This is a genomic window from Providencia sp. PROV200 (assembly GCF_049901995.1).
Taxonomy (GTDB): domain Bacteria; phylum Pseudomonadota; class Gammaproteobacteria; order Enterobacterales; family Enterobacteriaceae; genus Providencia; species Providencia rettgeri_E.
Genome location: NZ_CP096308.1, coordinates 53,210 through 78,809, shown reverse-complemented (window position 1 = coordinate 78,809; position 25,600 = coordinate 53,210). Strand labels below are relative to the sequence as shown.

Annotated in this window: 17 protein-coding genes and 7 pseudogenes; 8 read left to right on the top strand and 16 right to left on the bottom strand. The window is 45.5% G+C overall.

Features of this window, described 5'->3' with window-relative positions:
* Nucleotides 1-2: 2 nt before the first annotated feature.
* Nucleotides 3-1,039: pseudogene (locus tag M1E86_RS20125) on the top strand (IS3 family transposase); the annotation flags it as partial.
* A 429-nt stretch (nucleotides 1,040-1,468) separates the two neighbouring features.
* On the opposite strand, the gene M1E86_RS20120 reads toward M1E86_RS20125, so the two are convergent.
* The 7 genes and pseudogenes from M1E86_RS20120 to M1E86_RS20090 all read right to left on the bottom strand — a co-directional run bounded on the left by M1E86_RS20120 (nucleotide 1,469) and on the right by M1E86_RS20090 (nucleotide 8,080).
* Nucleotides 1,469-2,248: an APH(3')-VI family aminoglycoside O-phosphotransferase gene (locus M1E86_RS20120; RefSeq protein ID WP_109018074.1), complete on the bottom strand. Its 780-nt coding sequence runs from the start codon at nucleotides 2,246-2,248 to the stop codon at nucleotides 1,469-1,471.
* Nucleotides 2,249-2,493: 245 nt separating this feature from the next.
* Nucleotides 2,494-2,829 (bottom strand): annotated as a pseudogene (locus tag M1E86_RS20115) (enoyl-CoA hydratase/isomerase family protein); the annotation flags it as partial.
* A gap of 232 nt (nucleotides 2,830-3,061) precedes the next feature.
* Complete coding sequence (locus tag M1E86_RS20110) at nucleotides 3,062-4,603, bottom strand: IS91-like element ISCR1 family transposase (protein ID WP_272675800.1); 1,542 nt, start codon at nucleotides 4,601-4,603, stop codon at nucleotides 3,062-3,064.
* Between the two features lie 404 nt (nucleotides 4,604-5,007).
* On the bottom strand, nucleotides 5,008-5,847 hold the full coding sequence (gene sul1, locus M1E86_RS20105) for a sulfonamide-resistant dihydropteroate synthase Sul1 (protein ID WP_000259031.1): 840 nt from the start codon (nucleotides 5,845-5,847) through the stop codon (nucleotides 5,008-5,010).
* On the bottom strand, nucleotides 5,841-6,188 hold the full coding sequence (locus tag M1E86_RS20100; protein ID WP_000679427.1) for a quaternary ammonium compound efflux SMR transporter QacE delta 1: 348 nt from the start codon (nucleotides 6,186-6,188) through the stop codon (nucleotides 5,841-5,843). The genes sul1 and M1E86_RS20100 overlap by 7 nt, the downstream gene beginning before the upstream one ends.
* A 147-nt stretch (nucleotides 6,189-6,335) precedes the next feature.
* Nucleotides 6,336-7,157 (bottom strand): lincosamide nucleotidyltransferase Lnu(F), encoded by an 822-nt coding sequence (lnu(F), locus tag M1E86_RS20095; RefSeq protein ID WP_000939727.1) that lies wholly within the window; start codon nucleotides 7,155-7,157, stop codon nucleotides 6,336-6,338.
* Nucleotides 7,158-7,241: 84 nt separating this feature from the next.
* Nucleotides 7,242-8,080 (bottom strand): annotated as a pseudogene (locus M1E86_RS20090) (AadA family aminoglycoside 3''-O-nucleotidyltransferase).
* Nucleotides 8,081-8,225: 145 nt separating this feature from the next.
* Here M1E86_RS20090 and intI1 point away from each other — a divergent pair.
* The 3 genes and pseudogenes from intI1 to M1E86_RS20075 form a co-directional block, all read left to right on the top strand.
* Entirely contained in the window at nucleotides 8,226-9,239 is a 1,014-nt protein-coding gene (intI1, locus tag M1E86_RS20085; protein WP_000845054.1) for a class 1 integron integrase IntI1, read from the top strand.
* Nucleotides 9,240-9,544: 305 nt separating this feature from the next.
* Nucleotides 9,545-10,102: a recombinase family protein gene (locus M1E86_RS20080; RefSeq protein WP_001162012.1), complete on the top strand. Its 558-nt coding sequence runs from the start codon at nucleotides 9,545-9,547 to the stop codon at nucleotides 10,100-10,102.
* A gap of 2 nt (nucleotides 10,103-10,104) precedes the next feature.
* Nucleotides 10,105-11,319 (top strand): annotated as a pseudogene (locus M1E86_RS20075) (DUF4158 domain-containing protein); the annotation flags it as partial.
* Between the two features lie 126 nt (nucleotides 11,320-11,445).
* Here the strand turns inward: M1E86_RS20075 and lnu(G) are convergent.
* From lnu(G) to M1E86_RS20055, 4 genes and pseudogenes are all read right to left on the bottom strand, one after another.
* The gene (lnu(G), locus tag M1E86_RS20070) at nucleotides 11,446-12,249 is read right to left on the bottom strand and encodes a lincosamide nucleotidyltransferase Lnu(G) (RefSeq protein WP_002333496.1); all 804 of its coding nucleotides are present in this window, start codon (nucleotides 12,247-12,249) and stop codon (nucleotides 11,446-11,448) included.
* A gap of 318 nt (nucleotides 12,250-12,567) precedes the next feature.
* On the bottom strand, nucleotides 12,568-12,945 hold the full coding sequence (locus M1E86_RS20065; RefSeq protein WP_002333497.1) for a DUF6262 family protein: 378 nt from the start codon (nucleotides 12,943-12,945) through the stop codon (nucleotides 12,568-12,570).
* Entirely contained in the window at nucleotides 12,946-14,844 is a 1,899-nt protein-coding gene (locus tag M1E86_RS20060) for a tyrosine-type recombinase/integrase (protein ID WP_031911636.1), read from the bottom strand.
* Nucleotides 14,841-15,926, bottom strand: a pseudogene (locus tag M1E86_RS20055) (tyrosine-type recombinase/integrase). The gene M1E86_RS20060 and the pseudogene M1E86_RS20055 overlap by 4 nt, the downstream one beginning before the upstream one ends.
* A gap of 135 nt (nucleotides 15,927-16,061) precedes the next feature.
* Between M1E86_RS20055 and M1E86_RS20050 the strand changes: the two are divergent.
* Nucleotides 16,062-17,822, top strand: a pseudogene (locus M1E86_RS20050) (Tn3 family transposase); the annotation flags it as partial.
* Here M1E86_RS20050 and M1E86_RS20045 read toward each other — a convergent pair.
* The 4 genes from M1E86_RS20045 to M1E86_RS20030 all read right to left on the bottom strand — a co-directional run bounded on the left by M1E86_RS20045 (nucleotide 17,791) and on the right by M1E86_RS20030 (nucleotide 21,055).
* Nucleotides 17,791-18,309, bottom strand: a complete 519-nt coding sequence (locus tag M1E86_RS20045; RefSeq protein ID WP_166268350.1) for a type I-E CRISPR-associated protein Cas6/Cse3/CasE — start codon at nucleotides 18,307-18,309, stop codon at nucleotides 17,791-17,793. The pseudogene M1E86_RS20050 and the gene M1E86_RS20045 sit on opposite strands and share 32 nt — an antisense overlap.
* A gap of 135 nt (nucleotides 18,310-18,444) precedes the next feature.
* Complete coding sequence (locus M1E86_RS20040; RefSeq protein WP_191901247.1) at nucleotides 18,445-19,137, bottom strand: DUF6710 family protein; 693 nt, start codon at nucleotides 19,135-19,137, stop codon at nucleotides 18,445-18,447.
* A 55-nt stretch (nucleotides 19,138-19,192) separates the two neighbouring features.
* A complete protein-coding gene (locus M1E86_RS20035) occupies nucleotides 19,193-20,074 on the bottom strand; it encodes a DNA replication terminus site-binding protein (protein ID WP_042849106.1) in 882 nt (293 codons plus the stop codon).
* Nucleotides 20,075-20,278: 204 nt separating this feature from the next.
* Nucleotides 20,279-21,055: a hypothetical protein gene (locus M1E86_RS20030; protein WP_191901246.1), complete on the bottom strand. Its 777-nt coding sequence runs from the start codon at nucleotides 21,053-21,055 to the stop codon at nucleotides 20,279-20,281.
* Between the two features lie 554 nt (nucleotides 21,056-21,609).
* Here M1E86_RS20030 and M1E86_RS20025 point away from each other — a divergent pair.
* Nucleotides 21,610-21,957, top strand: a complete 348-nt coding sequence (locus M1E86_RS20025; RefSeq protein WP_094963218.1) for a hypothetical protein — start codon at nucleotides 21,610-21,612, stop codon at nucleotides 21,955-21,957.
* Between the two features lie 44 nt (nucleotides 21,958-22,001).
* On the opposite strand, the pseudogene M1E86_RS20020 reads toward M1E86_RS20025, so the two are convergent.
* Nucleotides 22,002-24,014: pseudogene (locus M1E86_RS20020) on the bottom strand (transposase); the annotation flags it as partial.
* 65 nt (nucleotides 24,015-24,079) lie between these two features.
* On the opposite strand from M1E86_RS20020, the gene M1E86_RS20015 reads away from it, so the two are divergent.
* A complete protein-coding gene (locus M1E86_RS20015) occupies nucleotides 24,080-24,784 on the top strand; it encodes an IS6-like element IS26 family transposase (RefSeq protein ID WP_001067855.1) in 705 nt (234 codons plus the stop codon).
* Between the two features lie 5 nt (nucleotides 24,785-24,789).
* The gene (locus tag M1E86_RS20010) at nucleotides 24,790-25,569 is read left to right on the top strand and encodes a hypothetical protein (RefSeq protein ID WP_223307992.1); all 780 of its coding nucleotides are present in this window, start codon (nucleotides 24,790-24,792) and stop codon (nucleotides 25,567-25,569) included.
* The last annotated feature ends 31 nt before the right edge of the window (nucleotides 25,570-25,600 follow it).

Below are 25,600 nucleotides of genomic sequence, written 5' to 3'. Positions count from 1 at the left end.
GTGCTGAATTTGATGTTCATCAAAACCAAATTATTGACTGGAAAAATCAATTGATCTCAGCTTCCTCGCAAGCTTTCGATCAATCAAAAGCTCCATCAGAACCCCCCATTGATCTTAAAAAGTTACATGCAAAAATCGGTGAGCAGGCATTAGAAATTGATTTTTTAGAAGGTGTGTTGAAGAAACTGGGCCGCTTCAACCACAAAAGTTAATCGACGACTCACTTCAGATTTCAGTATCTAAGCAAGCTAAGCTGCTGAAAGTCTCCCGTGGTTGTTATTATTATCGCCCAAAACCTGTTAGCTCATCAGATCTGAAGCTGATGCGATGTATTGATGAATTACATATGCAATATCCTTTTGCAGGCAGTCGTATGATGCGTGATTTGTTGAATCGTCAAGGGCATCATATAGGACGACGTCATACACGTACTTTAATGAAGAAAATGGGTATTCAGGCGTTATATTGCAAACCAAATTTAAGCCAGGCTAATCAAGCTCACCGTAAATATCCATATCTGCTCAAAGGGTTGGCTATTCAGCGCAGTAATCAAGTGTGGTCTACGGATATAACGTATATCCCTATGGCAAAAGGCTTTGTTTATTTATGTGCTGTGATTGATTGGCATAGCCGCAAGGTACTTGCGCATAGGGTATCGATTAGTATGGAGGTGGATTTTTGTATTTCGGTTTTAAATGAAGCGATTGAAAAATATGGATCACCTGAAATATTGAATACAGACCAAGGCAGTCAGTTCACCAGTGATGCATTTATTGATGTATTGAAATCAAATGGCATTCAAATCAGTATGGATGGTAAAGGTCGATGGGTAGATAATGTGATGGTTGAACGATTATGGCGGAGCGTTAAATATGAAGAGGTGTATCTCAAAGCTTATAGCAGTGTCACAGATGCGAAAAAGCAATTAAGTGCATATTTTGAGTTTTATAATTTGAAACGACCTCATTCGAGTCTAGACAAAATGACACCAAATGATTTTTACTATGATCAGCTACCCCAACAAAACAAGGTGGCTTAACTAGAGCGGAATATCACTTATAAATACGCTTTTAGTTGTTCAAACAAGTGGGACCACCTCTATTCGTCATTTCCCATAAGAATTTAATAAAATACTATATGGTTGACGGATAGATAAAAGACTAGGAAAAGAAAAGCAGACAAAAAAATACCATCGATAATAAAATTGGTTAAAAATGTTGCACGATGAAATTTAAATAAACTTGTAAAGCTAATAAATTAACAATTTTATATTCAAAAAAACTTAAATCACAAGTTAAGCTAATAAACAGCTTTAGCTATTTTAAATAAGTTCATTTTAAAAACCAAAATTTAGATTTATTGGCTATATAAAACTTTAAATCAGTAGTTCCACTAACTTTTTTCACTTATTTATTTAAAAATTAGCAACTTAAAAATACAGCTAAGTATTTTTAGATATTGCTTGGAGTTAATTCAATTCATCAAGTTTTAAAAAATAATTCCTTTTGTCAGGCATATCGTTTTTTAAATGCTTTAAAAATATTTTAGCAGTTTCCTCAGATACATCCTCTCTTAGGCAACGTTCAACAAAAGATATATCTACAAATTCATCTGCTAATCCAGCACGACCAAGATCTAAAAAGTAAATTTCACCAGATTTATCTATAAAAATATTACTATCCGTGATATCGCCATGAGAAAAAACCAATCTTTCTTCAACACGAGTCTCATTTAACTCATTCCAAAGACTTAGGTAAGTTTTATGGTCTCCCCATAATTCAGCCTCAAAATCATCTTGATCTATCTCGTCAAGGAGTTGGTTATCAATAAAAAATTTTGACTCTTTTAACCGATGATCAATGCTTGAAATAAATGGGCAATCAAAAATAGCAACTGCATTTAACTGATTGAGTGTTTCCTTATAGATAGAAAGCAATTCTTGCTCTGTTAAAAAAAGCGCTGAAATTGGTTTTGCATTGATCGCTTTAGTGATCATGAATTCAAACTGCTCATCCTGAAAAGTCATGATGAGTTCAGGCACCTTTAATTTATCAGAGAGCCAACTCATCATTTTCGCTTCACGAGAGACACTGTATGTGGTCTCTGTATATAAAGTGCTAGATCGCTTAAGAAAAAAAGTTTCATTATTTCGATTAAAAGAATAAACATCCGATGGCGACTGACCAATTTTATTTGGCTCTAAAACGCTGTTTCCAATAAATTGTTGAATAATATTAGGCAATTCCATCAAGTTTTCCTTTTATTCAGCATTAAAAACCTCGCAAATGCGAGGCCTAGTAAATAGATGATCTTAATTAGGTTCACTGTAGCAAAAATATGGCTTATTGTCTATAGAGGGTCAATGCATCAAACTTTTGTCATTACCTCTCAATTGCATAAATAGCGCTAGGCTTAAGGAAAATGGGTTGCTGTATTTCTCTGTCTCAAATCTCAAGAATAAGCTAGAGCAGAATATTAGACAGCAGCAAGACCTCAGGATGCAGACAAATCGCGGAGTAGTTGCTCCAAATCCTGTTCGCCCACTTTTGTTTGAGCACCTGCCTGCAAGCCGCCACGAATGAGTTTTTCAGCAGCCGGACGCGCAAACAGACCAGCCCATGCCTTGTGCTCTCGAAGGAAGTCTTCACTTAAATCCGTTGGTGGGATTGCTTTCTTTGCAGCGGCGATGACCCCTTCAGGTAAAGCTGCAATATTTGTGGCGATGCGATGAACAAAAGCGTCTAACTCATTTGCCGGAAGCGCACGATTTACCCAACCATATCGTTCGGCTAGCAAAGCGTCAATAAGGTCAGCACCAAGAATTACCTCGGGTATAGGAAGTATAAACCACCTTTTTGCTCCTCATCCGAAGTATCTTACCTGAAATTCCCTCACTCGTTTACCGCTCAAGCCCCAATTTTAACTGCCGGTCCAGCCTAAACCGCTCTAATAAGGTTCGATTTGGCGGTAAAATCTCTAGCCTGATAGCTCGAGAGATACAAACTGCCCCACCGCCCCGTTTAAAAGTTGGCAGTGTTGAGCAGTGTTGGATTTGGGGTCGTCAGTCAAAGAGACGACTCTGTGATGGATCGAACAGGCTGGGAGTCAGTGGCGGCGCTCGTTCTGGTGGCAGCTCACGCTGCTTGGCGGCATTCGCCTTGGCTGTTTTCTGTTTCAGATGCTTGAGAATCTGCTCAATGACCTTCGGATCTTCGATGCTGGCAATCACTTTGACGTGACCGCCGCAGTGTTCGCAGACTTCAATATCAATATTGAAGACTCGCTTGAGGCGTTGCATCCAGGTCATGGCGCGGTGGCGCTCTGCAGGACTCTTGTCACGCCAGTTAGTATCGAGACCTTCCGATTTGTCGGGCTTCTTGCCCCGCTTGGCGGGTGTTACTTGAACTCGGTGTTTGCTGTTCGGTGCAAAGACGCCGTGGAAGCGTGTGAGGTTGACTCGCGGCTTAGGTACCAACGCAGCGAATTTGGCGATGAAGTCCAGCGGCTCGAAGATCACATGGGTGGTGCCATTGCGGTACGGAGTTTTGAGCTCGTAACGCACCTGCCCATTGGCGGTTAATGCCAGACGTTTTTCTGAAACCGCTGGCCGACTAATGTAGCGACACAAGCGCTCAAGCTTATCCCGCTGATGCGCTTCGGCCATCACACCGGCGTGTAGCGAGAAACCAGCATGGTTGGCTACTCGACTGCTTGAGTCGGCTTTATCCTCACGCCCTGGCAAGGTTTGCAGGGTGAAGACTTTGCGCCCTTGCTGGGGGCCGACGGCAATGCGATACGTAACCGAAGCACCATGTAATTGAGTCAGCGTATCGTCTTCGCCCTCTTCCAGTGTCAACCACGTATTCTCGGCATCACGCTCCAAAATCCCACGCTTTTCCATGCAGCGAGCGATGCGATGGCTGAGGGTGTGAGCGAGCGTATTCAGCTCATCGTAAGTGGGTGCCTTGACACGATGGAAGCGTTGCTTGCCATAGTCATCTTCGGCATAGACACCATCGAGAAACAGCATGTGGTAGTGGACATTGAGATTTAGCGCGGAGCCAAAGCGTTGGATAAGAGTCACTGAGCCAGTTTGTGCAGAGGCTTTGGTGTAACCGGCTTTTTTGATCAGATGAGTTGAGAGTGTACGATAGACGATACTCAAGACCTGGCCCATCAGCTGGGGATGGCGAGCCAGCAAAAAGCGTAGCTGGAAAGGAAAGCTGAGCACCCACTGGCGAATGGGCTCCTTGGGGAAGACTTCGTCTATCAGCAGCGCCGCACTCTCGGCCATCCGGCGGGCACCGCAGCTAGGGCAAAAGCCGCGTCGTTTACAGCTGAAGGCGACCAGACGCTCGTGATGACAATCCTCGCAGCGAACCCGCATGAAACCATACTCCAGACGGCCACATTGGAGGAGGTCGTTGAATTCTTGTTGGATGTAGCGAGGCAGGTGTTGACCTTGGGCTTCGAGTGAGGCTTTGAAGGCTGGGTAGTGCTGCTCAACCAGCTGGTAGAGCAGCGTCTGGTCGGGTTGGTGGCGTTCGTAACCGTTTGTTTGAGTGGGCGATTGACTCGCCGTGGCGTTCCTTGCCAGCGACATGGGTATCCTCCGCTGATACTGTGGTTATGTATAGTATCAGCGGCTTGCGTTCAGACGTCCAGTCTGGCCCTAGACATCGCTAAATGCTTAACCCGCAATAGCCCTCACGAGTTGTTATCAGCCACTACCGGTTGAGCGAGAAGGTTTTGGGTTCAGGGTGCTATTGCTCCACCAATCACAATACTGAAGCCCCAACTGTTATCAGTTGGGGCTTTTTCTTGTCTGTTTGCGGCGGTTGCGTTTTATCGGTAGTCGTCGAGCTCTGCACCATCCCACATAAGAGCTTAACGGTGCGATCTTCAACGCCATCACACAAAACTTTCTTTTTCACGCACAGTCAACTTATTGGATGTTTTATTAACAACCCAAAAGGAGATATTTAGCGGGCGGCCGGAAGGTGAATGCTAGGCATGATCTAACCCTCGGTCTCTGGCGTCGCGACTGCGAAATTTCGCGAGGGTTTCCGAGAAGGTGATTGCGCTTCGCAGATCTCCAGGCGCGTGGGTGCGGACGTAGTCAGCGCCATTGCCGATCGCGTGAAGTTCCGCCGCAAGGCTCGCTGGACCCAGATCCTTTACAGGAAGGCCAACGGTGGCGCCCAAGAAGGATTTCCGCGACACCGAGACCAATAGCGGAAGCCCCAACGCCGACTTCAGCTTTTGAAGGTTCGACAGCACGTGCAGCGATGTTTCCGGTGCGGGGCTCAAGAAAAATCCCATCCCCGGATCGAGGATGAGCCGGTCGGCAGCGACCCCGCTCCGTCGCAAGGCGGAAACCCGCGCCTCGAAGAACCGCACAATCTCGTCGAGCGCGTCTTCGGGTCGAAGGTGACCGGTGCGGGTGGCGATGCCATCCCGCTGCGCTGAGTGCATAACCACCAGCCTGCAGTCCGCCTCAGCAATATCGGGATAGAGCGCAGGGTCAGGAAATCCTTGGATATCGTTCAGGTAGCCCACGCCGCGCTTGAGCGCATAGCGCTGGGTTTCCGGTTGGAAGCTGTCGATTGAAACACGGTGCATCTGATCGGACAGGGCGTCTAAGAGCGGCGCAATACGTCTGATCTCATCGGCCGGCGATACAGGCCTCGCGTCCGGATGGCTGGCGGCCGGTCCGACATCCACGACGTCTGATCCGACTCGCAGCATTTCGATCGCCGCGGTGACAGCGCCGGCGGGGTCTAGCCGCCGGCTCTCATCGAAGAAGGAGTCCTCGGTGAGATTCAGAATGCCGAACACCGTCACCATGGCGTCGGCCTCCGCAGCGACTTCCACGATGGGGATCGGGCGAGCAAAAAGGCAGCAATTATGAGCCCCATACCTACAAAGCCCCACGCATCAAGCTTTTGCCCATGAAGCAACCAGGCAATGGCTGTAATTATGACGACGCCGAGTCCCGACCAGACTGCATAAGCAACACCGACAGGGATGGATTTCAGAACCAGAGAAAGAAAATAAAATGCGATGCCATAACCGATTATGACAACGGCGGAAGGGGCAAGCTTAGTAAAGCCCTCGCTAGATTTTAATGCGGATGTTGCGATTACTTCGCCAACTATTGCGATAACAAGAAAAAGCCAGCCTTTCATGATATATCTCCCAATTTGTGTAGGGCTTATTATGCACGCTTAAAAATAATAAAAGCAGACTTGACCTGATAGTTTGGCTGTGAGCAATTATGTGCTTAGTGCATCTAACGTCAAAATCAGCGGCGCGTTTTTATGCGTCCGCTGGATTTACTTGTTGTGCGGCGTCGCAGACTCATTGAGCAACCTTTTTGCCTGCGCAATTACAGTTCTCGGAAGCTCGATATTCAGAGGTTCTGTCACGCTCTTGAACAATTCGAGACTCCACGTCCACGTTTGATGATAGGCTGCACATAGTGCTCTTGGTTCTGCACTGCTTGTGCATGCCAGATAGCGATTATACGAGTCCTCCGAGATATCCTTTTCGAGCGCGCGTGAAGGTGTCGGCCAGTGGTCTGTTGCCCCTTCGTGGAGTCGAACCAGCTTGAGTAGGTTTTCATGTGCTTTGCTGAGCAAAGCCCAGGCGCGAGCGTACTCTCCCCGATTTAAAAGATTGGCCCCAAAGAGCATCAGGCTGATGAGGTTCAACACAAGCCCTTCCACCAGCGGCGCGCCTTCACGTATCGGGGGACCGCCCACGAGAGCGCTTGCGTACCTTGACAACTCTCCTGATCGGTCCAACAAAACAGCCGCCTCAAGCGAGGGAAACCACCCATAGCCTTGCCAAGTGGAAATGACCGGTATGTCCGATTTTCGCATGAAATGGAATTCACCGCGAATGCCGTTTTCAAAAAGTGCGGTGTGGTGGCCGAAGTCGTCCGGAAAGTAAGCAGCAACCGGACTTACGGCATTAAGCCACGAGCGCTGATCGAAATTTTCAAAATGGTCATCCTGGATGAACACTGCGAATTCGATATCAGAGAACTCGTCACCCTCTCCGATAGCAAATGAGCCGAACATCAATGCCGCGATTATTCGTGCATCCTCATGACAACCTTCCTTGAAGAGTTCGATCATTTTCAGTTGAAGCATAGAAATATCCTTTTATTGAAGCCACAGATTATGAGGAAAGGTATACGCAGATTTTTGTTTTTTTTCGTCAGCACAACGCCGGAGTTAAGCCGCCGCGCGTAGCGCGGTCGGCTTGAACGAATTGTTAGACATCATTTACCAACTGACTTGATGATCTCGCCTTTCACAAAGCGAATAAATTCTTCCAAGTGATCTGCGCGTGAGGCCAAGTGATCTTCTTTTTGTCCCAGATAAGCTTGCTTAGCTTCAAGTAAGACGGGCTGATACTGGGCAGGTAGGCGTTTTATTGCCCAGTCGGCAGCGACATCCTTCGGCGCGATTTTGCCGGTTATTGCGCTGTACCAAATGCGGGACAACGTAAGCACTACATTTCGCTCATCGCCGGCCCAGTCGGGCTGCGAGTTCCATAGCTTCAAGGTTTCCCTCAGCGCCTCGAATAGATCCTGTTCAGGAACCGGGTCAAAGAATTCCTCCGCTGCCGGACCTACCAAGGCAACGCTATGTTCTCTTGCTTTTGTAAGCAGGATAGCTAGATCAATGTCGATCATGGCTGGCTCGAAGATACCCGCAAGAATGTCATTGCGCTGCCATTCTCCAAATTGCAGCTCGCGCTTAGCCGGATAACGCCACGGGATGATGTCGTCATGCACGACAAGGGTGACTTCTATAGCGCGGAGCGTCTCGCTCTCGCCAGGGAAAGCCGAAGCCTCCATAAGATCATTGAGCAATGCTCGCCGCGTCGTTTCATCAAGCTTTACGGCCACAGTAACCAACAAATCAATATCGCTGTATGGCTTCAGGCCGCCATCCACTGCGGAGCCGTACAAATGCACGGCCAGCAACGTCGGTTCGAGATGGCGCTCAATGACGCTTAGCACCTCTGATAGTTGGTTCGAAATTTCGATGGTCACCGCTACCCTCATGATGTCTAACTTTGTTTTAGGGCGACTGCCCTGCTGCGTAACATCGTTGCTGCTCCATAACATCAAACATCGACCCACGGCGTAACGCGCTTGCTGCTTGGATGCCCGAGGCATAGACTGTACAAAAAAACAGTCATAACAAGCCATGAAAACCGCCACTGCGCCGTTACCACCGCTGCGTTCGGTCAAGGTTCTGGACCAGTTGCGTGAGCGCATACGCTACTTGCATTACAGTTTACGAACCGAACAGGCTTATGTCAACTGGGTTCGTGCCTTCATCCGTTTCCACGGTGTGCGTCACCCGGCAACCTTGGGCAGCAGCGAAGTCGAGGCATTTCTGTCCTGGCTGGCGAACGAGCGCAAGGTTTCGGTCTCCACGCATCGTCAGGCATTGGCGGCCTTGCTGTTCTTCTACGGCAAGGTGCTGTGCACGGATCTGCCCTGGCTTCAGGAGATCGGAAGACCTCGGCCGTCGCGGCGCTTGCCGGTGGTGCTGACCCCGGATGAAGTGGTTCGCATCCTCGGTTTTCTGGAAGGCGAGCATCGTTTGTTCGCCCAGCTTCTGTATGGAACGGGCATGCGGATCAGTGAGGGTTTGCAACTGCGGGTCAAGGATCTGGATTTCGATCACGGCACGATCATCGTGCGGGAGGGCAAGGGCTCCAAGGATCGGGCCTTGATGTTACCCGAGAGCTTGGCACCCAGCCTGCGCGAGCAGCTGTCGCGTGCACGGGCATGGTGGCTGAAGGACCAGGCCGAGGGCCGCAGCGGCGTTGCGCTTCCCGACGCCCTTGAGCGGAAGTATCCGCGCGCCGGGCATTCCTGGCCGTGGTTCTGGGTTTTTGCGCAGCACACGCATTCGACCGATCCACGGAGCGGTGTCGTGCGTCGCCATCACATGTATGACCAGACCTTTCAGCGCGCCTTCAAACGTGCCGTAGAACAAGCAGGCATCACGAAGCCCGCCACACCGCACACCCTCCGCCACTCGTTCGCGACGGCCTTGCTCCGCAGCGGTTACGACATTCGAACCGTGCAGGATCTGCTCGGCCATTCCGACGTCTCTACGACGATGATTTACACGCATGTGCTGAAAGTTGGCGGTGCCGGAGTGCGCTCACCGCTTGATGCGCTGCCGCCCCTCACTAGTGAGAGGTAGGGCAGCGCAAGTCAATCCTGGCGGATTCACTACCCCTGCGCGAAGGCCATCGGTGCCGCATCGAACGGCCGGTTGCGGAAAGTCCTCCCTGCGTCCGCTGATGGCCGGCAGCAGCCCGTCGTTGCCTGATGGATCCAACCCCTCCGCTGCTATAGTGCAGTCGGCTTCTGACGTTCAGTGCAGCCGTCTTCTGAAAACGACACCATGTGCAAACGATGTCAGAATAGAGTTAAATTTCCTATTGATTGACATATTCCGTCAAAGGTAATAGATTTCATCCTGACACTTTTGCCTTTGGAGGCATCTTGCAAGGTCAACGCATCGGCTATGTCCGCGTCAGCAGCTTCGACCAGAACCCGGAACGGCAATTGGAGGGTGTTCAGGTGGCGCGGGTGTTCACCGACAAGGCTTCTGGCAAGGACACCCAGCGTCCCGAGCTGGAAAGGCTGCTGGCCTTCGTCCGCGAGGGCGACACCGTGGTGGTGCATAGCATGGACAGGCTGGCACGCAACCTTGATGACCTGCGCCGCATCGTCCAAGGGCTGACACAACGGGGCGTGCGCATGGAGTTCGTCAAAGAAGGGCTGAAGTTCACCGGCGAGGACTCACCGATGGCCAATCTGATGCTGTCGGTCATGGGAGCCTTCGCTGAGTTCGAGCGCGCCCTGATCCGCGAACGTCAGCGCGAGGGAATCGTGCTGGCCAAGCAGCGCGGTGCCTACCGGGGACGAAAGAAATCGCTGAACAGCGAACAAATTGCCGAGTTGAAACGGCGAGTTGCGGCAGGCGACCAAAAAACCTTGGTGGCCCGTGACTTCGGCATCAGCCGCGAAACCTTGTACCAGTACCTGCGGGAAGACTGACCATGCCACGCCGCTCAATCCTGTCCGCCACCGAGCGCGAAAGCCTGCTGGCACTGCCAGATGCCAAAGACGAACTGATACGGCACTACACGTTCAACGAAACCGACCTGTCGGTGATCCGTCAGCGTCGCGGCGCCGCGAATCGATTGGGCTTCGCTGTGCAGCTTTGCTACTTGCGATTCCCTGGCACCTTTTTGGGCGTCGATGAGCCTCCGTTTCCGCCCCTGTTGCGCATGGTGGCCGCGCAACTCAAGATGCCAGTGGAAAGTTGGAGCGAGTACGGCCAGCGCGAACAGACACGGCGGGAGCACTTGGTCGAGCTGCAAACGGTTTTTGGGTTCAAGCCCTTCACCATGAGCCACTATCGGCAAGCCGTGCATACATTGACCGAGCTGGCCTTGCAGACCGACAAAGGCATCGTGCTGGCGAGCGCACTTGTCGAGAATCTGCGGCGGCAGAGCATTATCCTGCCCGCCATGAATGCCATCGAGCGCGCAAGCGCCGAGGCCATCACCCGTGCCAACCGACGCATTTACGCGGCGCTGACCGATTCTTTGTTATCACCCCACCGTCAGCGCCTGGACGAACTTCTCAAGCGCAAGGACGGCAGTAAAGTGACGTGGCTGGCATGGCTGCGCCAGTCGCCTGCCAAACCGAACTCTCGCCACATGCTCGAACATATTGAGCGCCTGAAATCCTGGCAAGCACTTGATCTGCCCGCAGGCATCGAGCGGCAGGTTCACCAGAACCGCCTGCTCAAAATCGCTCGTGAAGGTGGCCAGATGACGCCTGCTGATCTGGCAAAGTTCGAGGTGCAACGACGCTATGCCACGCTGGTAGCGCTGGCCATCGAAGGCATGGCCACCGTCACCGATGAAATCATCGACCTTCACGATCGCATCATCGGCAAGCTGTTCAACGCGGCCAAGAACAAGCATCAGCAGCAGTTCCAGGCTTCCGGCAAGGCGATCAACGACAAGGTGCGGATGTATGGGCGCATCGGTCAAGCGTTGATTGAGGCCAAGCAAAGCGGCAGCGATCCGTTCGCCGCCATCGAGGCCGTTATGCCCTGGGACACCTTCGCCGCCAGCGTCACCGAAGCGCAAACATTGGCGCGGCCTGCCGACTTTGATTTCCTGCACCACATCGGTGAAAGCTATGCCACGCTACGCCGCTACGCGCCGCAGTTCCTGGGCGTGCTCAAATTGCGGGCTGCAAATTTATCAAGAGTAAACTATTAAAAATCCATTAAAATCAATACTTTCACTTTGAGAACATGTATTTAAAGTAAATAACAATTAAAGCCTGTATCTTAGTTATCACTTGAGATACAGGCTTTTTATTTATTCGTTCATATAATTAAACAGTTTGCCTAAAAAATCATCGCTAATGGTTAATTGATACTGTTTTTCAACGAGATTTCGAAGTTCCATAACGAGAAGCAAAGAGTTCTTATAGGCTTCATATAGTTCTAATTCATTTAATCGGGCAGTAGTCTTTTTAAACTTTTCATAGTTTTCAGGACTAATTTCTTTTTCAAGATTCTTTGTCATATTAAACCAATTATCGGCATTTTCTTCCGCAATTCGAATGAGTTGTAGTATATTTTTTTGTAATTGAGATAAAAGTTCCAGTGAACGTGCATTTTCCCCTCTTTTAAGAACATTAATCCCCATTAACCATAGGTTGGAAAAATTATTCAATAAAAAATTTACGTTTTCTTCTGTAAGTCTATTTGGTCCCGGACCTTCCAACTCTGATAAATACAATTCTAGTTGTCCTGTTTCATCATAAATAAACATTGCTTTTGTGTCAGGAATGTAGCCTGATTCTTTGAATGAAGGAATAATATTCATTTCGTTTTCGGAAAGGAAATGAAATTCACCACGTATTAGATTTTCAAAAATTACTACTTCCGTACCGTACTCATTTTGATAGAGTAAAGTGTAGGAAGCGACTTCATTTAGCCATTTTGCTGAATCAAAGGTGGAAATTGTATCATCTTTTAGAAAAACGTAATATTCTATATCAGAGTATTGATCTCCCTCTCCTTTTGTAAAAGAGCCATACATCATACAAGCAGATATTCGTTCATCTGACTGGACAAGTTCCTTAACCCTTGCCATTAGTTCCTTTTGTTTTAACAATTCGATTCCTTCTTTCTTTATTTTGATTCAGGGAGAAATAAAAAATCCTCCCAAATAATGTTGGAAGGATTAGTCATGTCACTTTTTAAGACACTCAAATAAAACTATTTAGCCTTTTTAGCTATTCAGTCTTACATTTATTTAGTATATGGAAAAATGGGCAGACTAATCCTAAGTTTTTAAACTGAAATATACTATTTCATTTGTTAAAAATTAGATTAGTTCTTCATTGTCCACCCATCTCTCCTTTCGATTAATAGTATATTAATTTTAACACTTCAAAGTTCAAAGCACAAGTTGGTGAAACTCATAGATTAACTATTCTCTAATGTACAAATCTCCGTATAATTTTTGGATCTGGTTCCTTAATCTTATATTTTCCTCTTCTAATTCCTTTACTCTTGTTTTTAAGGTTTTAATAAGGACTTCTTCAGAACGGGAGCTTTTCTTGGGTTTTGATATTACATTTTCTGTTTTTTGCTGTTTTCGGAGAGATTCAATCCTTTGCCTAATATCATGTTCCTTATAAAGCCATGATTTAGAAACATTAGCTTCCTTTGCAACTGTGTTAAAATTAATAGTCTTACCTTCAAGCGATAGTTTAGAGATAACCTTGTCTACATTTTCTCTAGTCCGCCTGGACTTTTGCTTTGCCAAACGCACAATTTCCTCTGTATTTCGTACCTGTTTAACCATCTAACTAATCCCCTTCAGGCTGCCAATTATTTGCTCTAGTCGCTCTTTAACACGGTTATTAGTCTCTATTTGCCTTTGCCATTGCTTTTCCTTAGCGACTGCCAATAACTCCTCAGTACGATTTAACTGTTCCTCATGCTGCGATAAAAACTGCTTACTTGTACAAAAATGAGTACAATCTAAACAAGCATTGGCGTGTGGACAAGAACCTGCTATTACTGGTAATCGGCAATAACCATTTGGAAGAACTTGTGCATTAATATTTTTCTTGAACCATTGAAGATCAACATCATCGACTTCATTGTCATTATCTAACTCAATTATATCTCCATTATTAGTTACCAGTTTTTCTTTGAATTTTGTAAATTCAGCTTTAAGGGTTTCATCAAAAATATGAGCATATCTGCTTGTCATTTCAGGACTTTCATGACCCAAAAACTTTTGTACAATATGCTGCGGTACTCCGTTATTAATCATTCTTGTTCCTACTGTATGGCGAAAGGCATGGGCATGGAATCTATAAATCTCGCCTGATTTATCGACTATTTTTTGCTCATAAGCTAATTTGTTTAACTCGTCTCTAAATGTTTCTTGTTTTAATGGCGATCCATCTTTTCTTGGAAAGAGGTATTCACTATCTGGAAACTCCCATGAAACTTTATCTTCCCGAACTTTAATCAATAAAGCTACCTCTTTTGATATTGGAACTATATGCTCCTTTTTCATTTTCCATTGATAATACTTTAAAAAGTAATCTCCATCTTTGTCCTCTAATAGACAACCTTTTTTCAAGGTGCACAATTCGCTTATCCTCATCCCACATTCTTGGACTATCATAGTCATCGTAGCTATATATTCGGGTAATTTATCAAGATGACTGTTCAATTGCTCCAGAACGTATTCATCTATAAAACGAGGTTTTGCTCTCGGTATTTTGGGATAGTCTTCTGGATAGATTAACACCTTGGAAGGAATATCATTCCATTCTAGCCTTAGAAGGGTACTAAATAGTCCTTCCAATATAGAGATCCTCCCAGTTATTGTGCTAGGCTTTATCCCCATCATATTTAATTCGCTTAAATATGCTTCAATTTCCATTCTCGTTAATTGGTTTATTCTCTGAACGTGTTTAAAATTCATGTCCAAGAAATTAAAGAACTCTTTAAGTTTTTGGGCGATATCACATACATAGGAAAAGCTATCCGTATTTAATCTCAATTTACAATATCTTTTTACGAGTTGTTTAAAATACGTATTGCGAACCCCTTTAAAGTTAATTACATATTCATATTGTGTCGGATTAACCTTATCATCTGGCAAAGGTAACTTACGTCTATCCCAAATGTCTTTATCCCACTCCTCCCCATCAAAATAAAAGTCCTCATAAAACTCCATAAATTGTTTTAAATTAGTAACATAGTAAGAATTAGCTTCTACAGCTATTTTTTCTTGATTAGCAGTAATCTTATAATTAGTAGTGGTAATTCTAACACCCTGTTCTGTCAAATATGTCCTATATTCCGTCATTGCTTTTTTAATAGGAACTTCAGTAATTGAAGTAATGTTAGGATACTTTAAATCTAAAAAATCTAACATTCTATTAATTACAGTTCCTTTTCTAATCCATACAGTTTTTGCATTCCATATTCCATTATTTAAATGGTAAAAATAAAAATATTTCAATTCTGTTCTTAACCACAGATTTTTAACACGTTCAAAACGAACCCACCGATTTCTTAAAGTAGGGTTCTTACTTAATTCTATGGCAGAAGGATGCGGACATTTCCTTATATCCCAACTATTATTAGCCCAAAATCCCTGCAATTCTTCATTCATTGCAGCTATTTTCTTACTGATCTCACTCTGACTGATAATTTTCCTTTTACTAGAATCATTCATTTCTTATGTTCCTTTCTCTCAAGATATTTATTAAACTCATTTTTCATATCTTGATCTGAAAGATGAACATAGGTATTTAACGTTGTTTGAACATGTGCATGGCCCAACCTCTTTTGAACGTGTGCAACATCCCATCCATCCCTAATTAGCTGCGTTGCATGAGTGTGGCGTAGCATATGCGGCGTAAACTCTATTCTAGTTCTTTTAACTATTCTTCTAACTAGATCAAGAACACTTTGGTACTTTAGTGGTTTTCCAAAATAGCCTTCTTTTAAAGAAATAAAAACATAATCATGCTCCAAGTCCTCACCATACTCATATACCAAATAATCTGTATAAAGTGCCATAAGTTCTTTACTCACATGTATTGTTCTTTCCTTCCTTAATTTAATATAGGCCTCATTAACATTAACGTCTCTGGGTGTTAAATGGATTTGATTGTCCCAAGTGGCAATATCCTCAAGCCTTAGCGATAACACTTCACCGATTCTTAAACCACCCTCATACATAAGCATTAAAATTAATTTATCCCTCTTCGTATGACAAGCATCAATAATTTGCTTAACTTCCTCTGATGTTAGTGTTCTTATCTGCTTCTTTTTAACCCTTAACTTTAAGATATTCTTTTGATATTTACCCTTATTAATATGATGTAAAAACCCCTTAAAATTTCTCCCCTTTGCTTGTTTAAATACATCAATTGACTTAAATTCTCCTAATCTACTTAAATATTCCAGATAACTCATAACAGCATTTAAAATTGTATTCACTGTCGTTTCTTCTCTTATGGCTTCTTTTGACTAGAGATCAATTACATTTGCTGCTGTTGGGTATCTCAACCAACCTACAAAATCTGCTAATTTCTCAAAGTTAATATCATTAAGGGTAATCCCCCTCTGTTCCATAAACTCATATAGCAACTTTAAATGATAGCAGTATGCTTTAATGGTATTTGGTGACTTACCAGTATTATCTAGATATTTTATAAACCTCATTACTGGTTCTATTACCTGATATTCTTCATCTAGCAATAAATACAATGGATATGGCTTATTCTCCACTTTTATCCTTTGAACCTTCACATCCTCCCACCTCTCTTTAACCACTTTAACTACTATAAATTATAGACCTTGTTAATTTTTATTTAAAGTAAAAACCTCCCTAATATCCCCCTCCTAAACTACTTTAACTACTATTATTCATTATACTATGGATAAGCGCCCGCCGCCAAGGGTGTGCTCGATGCCATCGACATGCTGCGCGGCATGAACAGCGACAGCGCGCGCAAGGTGCCCGCCGATGCGCCAACCGCATTCATCAAGCCGCGCTGGGCAAAGCTGGTTCTGACCGACGACGGCATCGACCGGCGTTACTACGAGTTATGCGCCCTGTCGGAGCTGAAGAACGCGCTGCGCTCCGGTGATGTCTGGGTGCAGGGTTCTCGCCAGTTCAAGGACTTCGACGAATACCTGGTGCCGGTCGAGAAGTTCGCCACTTTGAAGCTGGCCAGCGAATTGCCGCTGGCAGTGGCCACCGACTGCGACCAATACCTGCATGACCGGTTGGAATTGTTGGAGGCGCAACTCGCCACAGTCAACCGCATGGCTGCGGCCAACGACTTACCGGATGCCATCATCACCACCGCGTCAGGCCTGAAGATCACGCCGCTGGACGCGGCAGTACCAGACGCCGCGCAAGCCATGATCGACCAGACAGCTATGCTGCTGCCGCACCTCAAAATCACCGAGTTGCTGATGGAGGTCGATGAATGGACGGGCTTCACCCGCCACTTCACACACCTGAAGACCAGCGACACGGCCAAGGACAAAACCTTGCTGTTGACGACGATCCTGGCCGACGCGATCAACCTGGGTCTGACCAAAATGGCCGAGTCCTGCCCTGGCACCACCTACGCCAAGCTGTCTTGGCTGCAAGCCTGGCACATCCGCGATGAAACCTATTCGACGGCGCTGGCCGAGCTGGTGAATGCGCAGTTTCGGCAACCCTTCGCCGGCAACTGGGGTGACGGCACCACGTCATCGTCGGACGGCCAGAACTTCAGAACCGGCAGCAAAGCAGAAAGCACTGGTCATATCAACCCGAAGTATGGAAGCAGTCCAGGACGGACTTTCTACACCCATATCTCCGACCAGTACGCGCCCTTCAGTGCCAAGGTGGTCAACGTGGGCATTCGTGATTCAACTTACGTGCTTGATGGCCTGCTGTACCACGAGTCGGACTTGCGCATCGAGGAACACTACACCGACACGGCAGGCTTCACCGATCACGTGTTTGGCTTGATGCATTTGCTGGGATTTCGCTTCGCGCCGCGTATCCGTGACTTGGGCGAAACCAAGCTATTCATCCCCAAGGGCGATGCCGCCTATGACGCGCTCAAGCCGATGATTAGCAGCGACAGGCTGAACATCAAGCAAATACGCGCCCATTGGGATGAAATTCTGCGGCTGGCCACCTCCATCAAGCAAGGCACGGTAACGGCTTCGCTGATGCTGCGCAAACTCGGCAGCTACCCGCGCCAGAACGGCTTGGCCGTGGCGTTGCGCGAGCTGGGGCGCATCGAGCGCACGCTGTTCATTTTGGATTGGCTGCAAAGCGTGGAGCTGCGCCGCCGCGTCCATGCGGGGCTGAATAAGGGCGAGGCGCGCAACGCGCTGGCCAGGGCGGTCTTCTTCTACCGATTGGGTGAAATCCGCGACCGCAGTTTTGAGCAGCAGCGCTACCGGGCCAGCGGCCTCAATCTGGTGACGGCGGCCATCGTGTTGTGGAACACGGTATATCTGGAGCGTGCCACCAGTGCTTTGCGTGGCAACGGCACGGCGCTGGACGACACATTGTTGCAATATCTGTCGCCGCTGGGGTGGGAGCACATCAACCTGACCGGCGATTACCTATGGCGCAGCAGCGCCAAGGTCGGTGCGGGGAAGTTTAGGCCATTGCGACCGCTGCCACCGGCTTAGCGTGCTTTATTTTCCGTTTTCTGAGACGACCCCAGGCAGGGATATGGATCCTGTGCCCTTTTTGCGTAGGTTGGTCAGCCTTTTTTACGATTAAATTATCCATTTTGTTTACCCCGACATGGTGGGGAGTCAAGCCAGCACGATCTAAGCGGTATTTTACAAAATCCGGCAATTCCTCGGATGGGGGGCAAGTTTCACGCTTGCGGCCGTTTAAAACTTCACGCCGAACCGCTGCAATAGTCCCTGTGATTGTGACTTCCTGCCCTTCTGAAAAATACACGCTTTTTTTAACCTCACCCGGCACGCCAACGGCTTGTGCTGTGCGCAACAAGATGTAGGTATCATTGCCGGTGCCCGGTTGAATGGAAAACGAGTATGGGAGTTTTGCCTTGCACTGTTCCTGAATGAAATAATCCAGATGCTGATGTATCCGGTATAAGTCGTAGGACGAAATCCTTAAGCGAAGCGTACTTTCGAAATAATTCATGCTTTTTCTCACCAAAGGCCTTAGGCTGTATTACCTAAGGTTTGCTTATGGTAATGGGTAGGCGTCAGGTGACGAAATTGGGACTGAAAAAGAAAGAGGCAGATTCAGAAGGTTACGAAGTAAGTATTGCCATATTCATTCTGTTGCTGATGTGAGCATCCTACCAAGCTCAAACAATGCAGCACGGCGATGACATGTTACTTTGTCAAAGACCGTGCCATTCCGGTACCAAAATTTTCCATCGGTCTTTACTTGAGAGAATAATGGTGACATGTCGTAGACAGTATCTGGAATTATCATGCCTTCATTGGCGAGGACACCAGCAGTAATTGAATGGTTTCCACCGAATACAAAAGCTATATTCCAGGGAAGCCAAATCATTACTCGGTAGTTCATTTCATCCTGCTCCCAAGGGTTTCCCGCATGGAACCCTATGGAAGATAATGCGGATACATAACGATTGTAGTTCCAAGGACAAGGTAATATTAATGATGTAGATAGATCAGCAACATAGCTCGTTTCGTGGGTTAAACATGACTGTAGAGCATCATAATCAAGTACATCAAAAATATCTGAGAAAAAGAATTTATATGGGTTAACAAAGTCATCAGAGCGTGCATCCGTACCTTCTTCAGCTACCGCTATCAGTAAGTCACTTTGAATGTTTCTTCCGATGGCATTGATTAGCAACGGTATTGACCTCCCTCCGATTGACTGCCCCACAGCAATAATTCTGTTGAATTTCTCATAATTCATTTCTTGGATTTTACGCTGTTCATCCAAAATATGGTTCTTGATAATATGATTTTTCAGCTTACTTAAAAACATGATGATTATCTCGAATTATTGATTATTTGATTTCTGCTGTTCCAAGCAAAATACCTCACACAAGCAGCACTTCGATGGTTTCGCCATGATAAGTACCTATGACCTCAGTTGCCAGGCGGTCACTGTTACGCTGGATATCGCGCGGTGCATAGTTTTGAAGTGGCTTAATATCCAGACGCTGATCTTGAATGACAATATAGGGCATCAAAGCGGTTACGGTTTTCAATGCGGCAGTCGCTGCACCATCTTCATTACGAAATACGATGTTTGCCACAGGCTGTATTTTGGCTGGCCGACGCAGGCGCAACTTTTCCTGAGGGGTATTTGCAATTTTCTGGGCAAGATTACCGACAGGTAAGCTCACGGCACTATTGTCAATGACATCCGTTTGCATAGATGCCAGCAATTTAGTTTTGTCTGGGATCCGCAGTAGCGATTTGCGTTGCCATGAGAAGCGGACAGATTGAAGGTCGGCATTATGCCAGGCACGGATTTGGCGGTACAGATGTAGAGTCATAACACCAGGACACGCATTATGTAGTGCAGAAAAGCGCGCATTCTGATTACCGAACTCACTGATGATGTGGTCCTGTATAGACTGCTTACTAAAGTTAATGGCCGTGATCAGCGCCATGACTTCAGCTGAGAATTCTGGGTTGTCATCCGCGTACCAAAGTACACCGGCAGTTCGACGCGTCGATTTCTGAGAAAGCCCATCCTTAATATGCAGATCGGTGTAAGCTTTTTGGGCCTGCTCGATGGCTTGAGCGCCATACATTAGAATCGGTTCAATACGGGCAACCGGCAGGTTTTCTTCACCATCGGCCACTGGCGGTATAACGCAAACGCGTGCATATAGCGGAGACTTCTCCGCCAGCACTCGATTGAGCAACGCCAAGTCATCTTCCAGGCGATGGAAGGTTTGTGCGATGTTCATAATAATAAATCCCCGAGAAAGGGTAACGTGCTAACCCCCCACCGTGGTGGGGGCTGTATATATATCCATACTTTATACAATTATCAGGCGGGAATGCAAGAATTCGTTATTTCACATGAAGCCGGGGTTTGAGATTAACCGAGGAACGTAGTGTGTTCGGAAACTAGAACTTTGGCGTGATCAACTATCCATGTATGTGCTTCTTTAACTGTGCCAGGGGCATTCTGGGCTGCGTAAGAGCTGGCAAAATTCGGAATGGACTTTCAATCTGGCCGCTAATGTCATTAAACTTGCTACCTGTTCCACTGTGAGGGGTCTGTTGAGAACTATAGCCTGTGCTTTTGCTTGAAGCTTGCTCCGCAGAAACCTAAAAACCAATGCCAGAAGTAGCGTGAACATAATGAATGGAATGCCTTCCGCCAGTGTGTTTTGCGGATTAAGCAGGATAAGGCCGAGCACTCCACTCAGGAGGAAGAAACCAATACTCATCCACTTTAAGACAGGCGTTCCATGTCGATATACAATGAGTTTAATAATCTGGGTATCTGGTAAATCCTTCCCCATCGGTAATGAATATGCTGTTTGTATCGCTTTAGCTAACCCGTCATCTAATTGGCCGAGCGTCAGAGGTTTGTCTTTGTCTTTAACCCAGGCGTCGAACTCTGGTTTCACATCACTCTCTTCTATCAGATCGATATAGAACTGTGTTAGCGGCCATTCTATCTGTTGGTCATAATAGGCTTGTGGTCCACCCGCGTCATCCAGAGCGCGAATTTTAATTGCATACTTAGAGATACCAAACAGCACTACCGCAACAAACAAGATTGCGGAAGCCAGAATCAGTCTGTCTATATCCATGCCGGTAAAGAGCGAGTAAATAAACAGGGCGACACTTACCACTTGCAGCACCGCTGTACCAATAACAAAAAACCAAGCACTCTTGCCCAGAAAGGAAATGCATGCGTCAATATTTAACTTCATCAGATAATTAGCCCGCTTAATAATAGATATTAATAATACCTAAACCACGATCAGCTGCATCAGGAAATGACAGCAAACCGATCTGCTTTTTCCTATGCATGAGAAATTTACCCTGTTGAAATACGCCATGCCATAACCGATATCAGTTCCAACATTACAAATCTAGACCAACATACAATATGATTTAATTAACCCACCGCTGCCACACTGAAGACCTTCTTTACCTACTTTATCGCTGAATTTACCGAATCCCCCGCCTCTTATTTTTTCTCTTTTTTTCTCTCTTTTATCTCTTCTTTTCTCGCGTCTGTCATTCAGGAAGAACTTGCCGATTCCAAATAATGACACCGAACCCAAGCGGGCTTTCATATTATCGCGGAACAATGAGGATAGAGCTCGGGCTGGGTTTTGCCCCAAGCGGAGCGCCGGGGCATGGGGTTATACCCTTTATTGTATGTTGGTCTAGATATTAGGTTATTAAACCTTCTTAATATGACTTTAATTAAAACTGCATTATCATTACTTAAAAATGACAACCTCATCAGGAATAGCAAATGGAACTATTAAAATCAGAAATACCATTCACAATTCATGATAGTGAAATTAGTCAGGGGCCATTTCCAGCAAATGGTTTCCTACCATTATTTGAAACTGATTTTGGCAACGGCGATTACTATGGTTTGTACTGGCCTATCGGTCTTGAAAATGAACGCCTTATAGTTTGCGAACTATTTCACGATGAATGGCGTCTCGCCCCCGTTTTTTCAAATGCGTTAATATTGGCGGAGTGCCTGGAAATGGATAATGACTGTCAGGATGATGATTCAGTGATTGACGATCCCCTGCTTGGGGTTGTGTGCCCATTTCATCGAAAAGTCCAAAGTTTGCTTGTAGCCCTTTGATATCAAGGACTACAGCCGATATATAGTTTAATAATATTAATAGACTATGCCGCTAAGCTTAACGACTCTTCTGAAATAAGAGGATCTAAATTCTCCAGTAATCTTTCCAGTACAATATTATCTTTTTTAAGGCCAAAGGTGTAATTACCGGCCAGCTGTATATGCTGCCATGCGACAGGTGATAACTCAGCTATCATATTCACCGCTTCTTGATTATTTTCACGCGCAAATTTTTCAATCAAACTGGATAATAATGCAGAATTATAATAAATAATGCAGTTAGCAATGATACGAGCACAATCATTCCATTGTTCTATCTGGTAATCATCGCCACCTCTGAATTGATTACCATTAATTGACGCAATTGCACGCCGTAATTGATGGTAAGCCTCACCCCGATTAAGTGCTTGTTGGACAAACTGCCTGAGCATTTTGTCATCAACATAATCGAGAACGTATAAACACTTAATTATTCGGTCATATTCACGAAGAGCCGCTAAGGTGCGATTGTTTTTCTTACTGTTAGAAAGCTTAGTAATCACCGTGCTTTGTGTCGTCGTTTTACGGCTTAATGAACAAATTATCCATTGAATATTTTCCCACTCTTCTTGAATGAGTGATAAGTTGAGCGATTTTTTAAGTTTCAGGGAAAGGATTTCATCATACTCGATCTCAAACAATTCATTAAAAACGTGTTTAAATTTTGCATATCGCGGGGCAAACTGATACCCAAAGAGATCAAGGATAGCAAAGTTTACATTGTTAACGCCATGCGTGTCTGTTGCTAATGTTTTGGGCTGAATATGGCTGGTATTATTATAGAGTAAATCGAATGCGTGGTGAGCCTCATATTCATTGGCTGAAATCACTTTCGTATTTATTGGTACATGATTTGAAACTAATGTGAGTGCTGATACGCCTTTCCTTTTTCGGAAATATTTAGCAGAAAAACGGGCTTTAAATGTATTGATTCGGCAACCATGTTTTTGGCCATCAATACTACCAAATGGGGCACTTTCGTTAATCGTATAATATTTGAAAATGGGGAGTTTTGCTAAAGCATCAGCTATCATATCATTAGCTTCACTCGTTGTTTCAGGCCTAATATAACCATCATTGACGGCTCTAAGCACACCGATGGCTCTAGCTGATATTGATGACATATGATGAACACCATAGTTTGAGCCATTTCCAAATATGCAAGCGAGTAAATCGCCCTCTTTGGCCTTAGTGTTTTTCTTTTTTGATGCGATATTTTTAAATGCATCTAAGTAACCCGTTTTTTGATGAACATAGTCCATAATTTCAATGATCCCCATATGTTGGAGCTGGTTATATATGGGATTATCAATGTCATCTTTCCAGCGTTTATTCGCCAGTTTCCATGTTAACTGATTTGAACGCGGTTGAAGTGTCACGAAATCATTGGCTCCATCATGGATATTGCGACCAATTCGCTCCATTTGGTCTCTCAGTTTTTGCGTTAATTCCGAAAGCGTTTGTTGTATCGGTGTATTGAGCCGAGTTAATCCTGTTTTTTGAATGATGACATGGCTTTTTTTCCACTCGGTGGCTGAAATCAGATCATCGTCTAAACGCTTGTTGCTGGCGCTTTCATTGATGTAAATATTGTTACTCTCAATCATCCGAGCCACTTTTTGGTATAAATAGTATTCAAATCGTTGAGTATTAACCTGTTCATCTATCAGGATAAAAGGTTTATCGTTTTTTAACAGTAACCGCTGATCGACGGTAGAAATGTGCTTATCTTTTTGAAGTTCTGATTTTGCTGTTAATAATTGGGAAGATAGTAGTTGTAATCCTGGTTCGCACTCGATATCAATCGCGAGAAAGAGTGACCTCATTGTATTCGCAATTTTTCTGTATTGTGTATCAATGTATAGCCACTCATAATGGGTTTTATCAAAACTATTCTTATTAAGATGTTGACTTATTAACTGAATTTCATCTTTAGACATCATTGCAAATGCATTTTGGCGAATATCACCAAATTGCGTATTGTCACTGACGTTTTCATCAACAAAGAGGTGTAAAATATGGCACTGTTGCAAATAGTCGGTGGTGATAAACTTATCATCCCCTTTTGCTGATGGAGCTGCACATGAACCCATTCAAAGGCCGGCATTTTCAGCGTGACATCATTCTGTGGGCCGTACGCTGGTACTGCAAATACGGCATCAGTTACCGTGAGCTGCAGGAGATGCTGGCTGAACGCGGAGTGAATGTCGATCACTCCACGATTTACCGCTGGGTTCAGCGTTATGCGCCTGAAATGGAAAAACGGCTGCGCTGGTACTGGCGTAACCCTTCCGATCTTTGCCCGTGGCACATGGATGAAACCTACGTGAAGGTCAATGGCCGCTGGGCGTATCTGTACCGGGCCGTCGACAGCCGGGGCCGCACTGTCGATTTTTATCTCTCCTCCCGTCGTAACAGCAAAGCTGCATACCGGTTTCTAGGTAAAATCCTCAACAACGTGAAGAAGTGGCAGATCCCGCGATTCATCAACACGGATAAAGCGCCCGCCTATGGTCGCGCGCTTGCTCTGCTCAAACGCGAAGGCCGGTGCCCGTCTGACGTTGAACACCGACAGATTAAGTACCGGAACAACGTGATTGAATGCGATCATGGCAAACTGAAACGGATAATCGGCGCCACGCTGGGATTTAAATCCATGAAGACGGCTTACGCCACCATCAAAGGTATTGAGGTGATGCGTGCACTACGCAAAGGCCAGGCCTCAGCATTTTATTATGGTGATCCCCTGGGCGAAATGCGCCTGGTAAGCAGAGTTTTTGAAATGTAAGGCCTTTGAATAAGACAAAAGGCTGCCTCATCGCTAACTTTGCAACAGTGCCGAAAATCTCATATGATCAGAATTACAATCCTGTTGAAAAAGAAGTTACACCTTTTGAAAACTTCAAAAAAGTTCTAGGACGATCAGAAAAGAAAGAATTTTCTACAGACTTCACTTTAGTAGACAAGCAAGAAAAATTGATCAAAGCATATCTGCAAGATCACCGCCACCATATTGAAGATAAGCGGGAGATATACGGAATTAACTCGAAGATACATGCTTTAACTTCAGAGAATCGTACATTCACGAAGGAAGAAATTGTTACCGAGGTTCGTGCGAATCTTAAATCTAAATCTATTTTAGGTGATGAGATCGGTAGCATTAGAGGTATGAAAATTGCAAAAGGTGAGCTTCTCAAACTTGAGGAAGGGTTACAGATCAAGACTGGATTCTTTAAGAAAGAAACCTTTGAGAAGGGAACAGAATTAAAGGTTCTTGATGCCTACAAGATGAAAGATAAACCAATGATTAAAGCTCGAATCAATGATATGGAATATGAGATTCCATTTGAAAAACTTTCTGTTAAGTATTCAGATCGGTACTTCACAGAGTTTAAAGATCAGAGCGCACACCGTTTTACTGCCCGCAATAAAACTGAAGTTTATAGCGAGTACCGTGAGCAGTTATTGAAGCAAAAGATTACTGCACCGGAAGAAAATTTGAATGCTCCTAATCACAAGATGAAGCTGCAAAGCAATCTTAATACTACCCCTAGAAATACACCTAGAATCTAACTTCACCTGGCATAAGCAAGTGAAAATAACA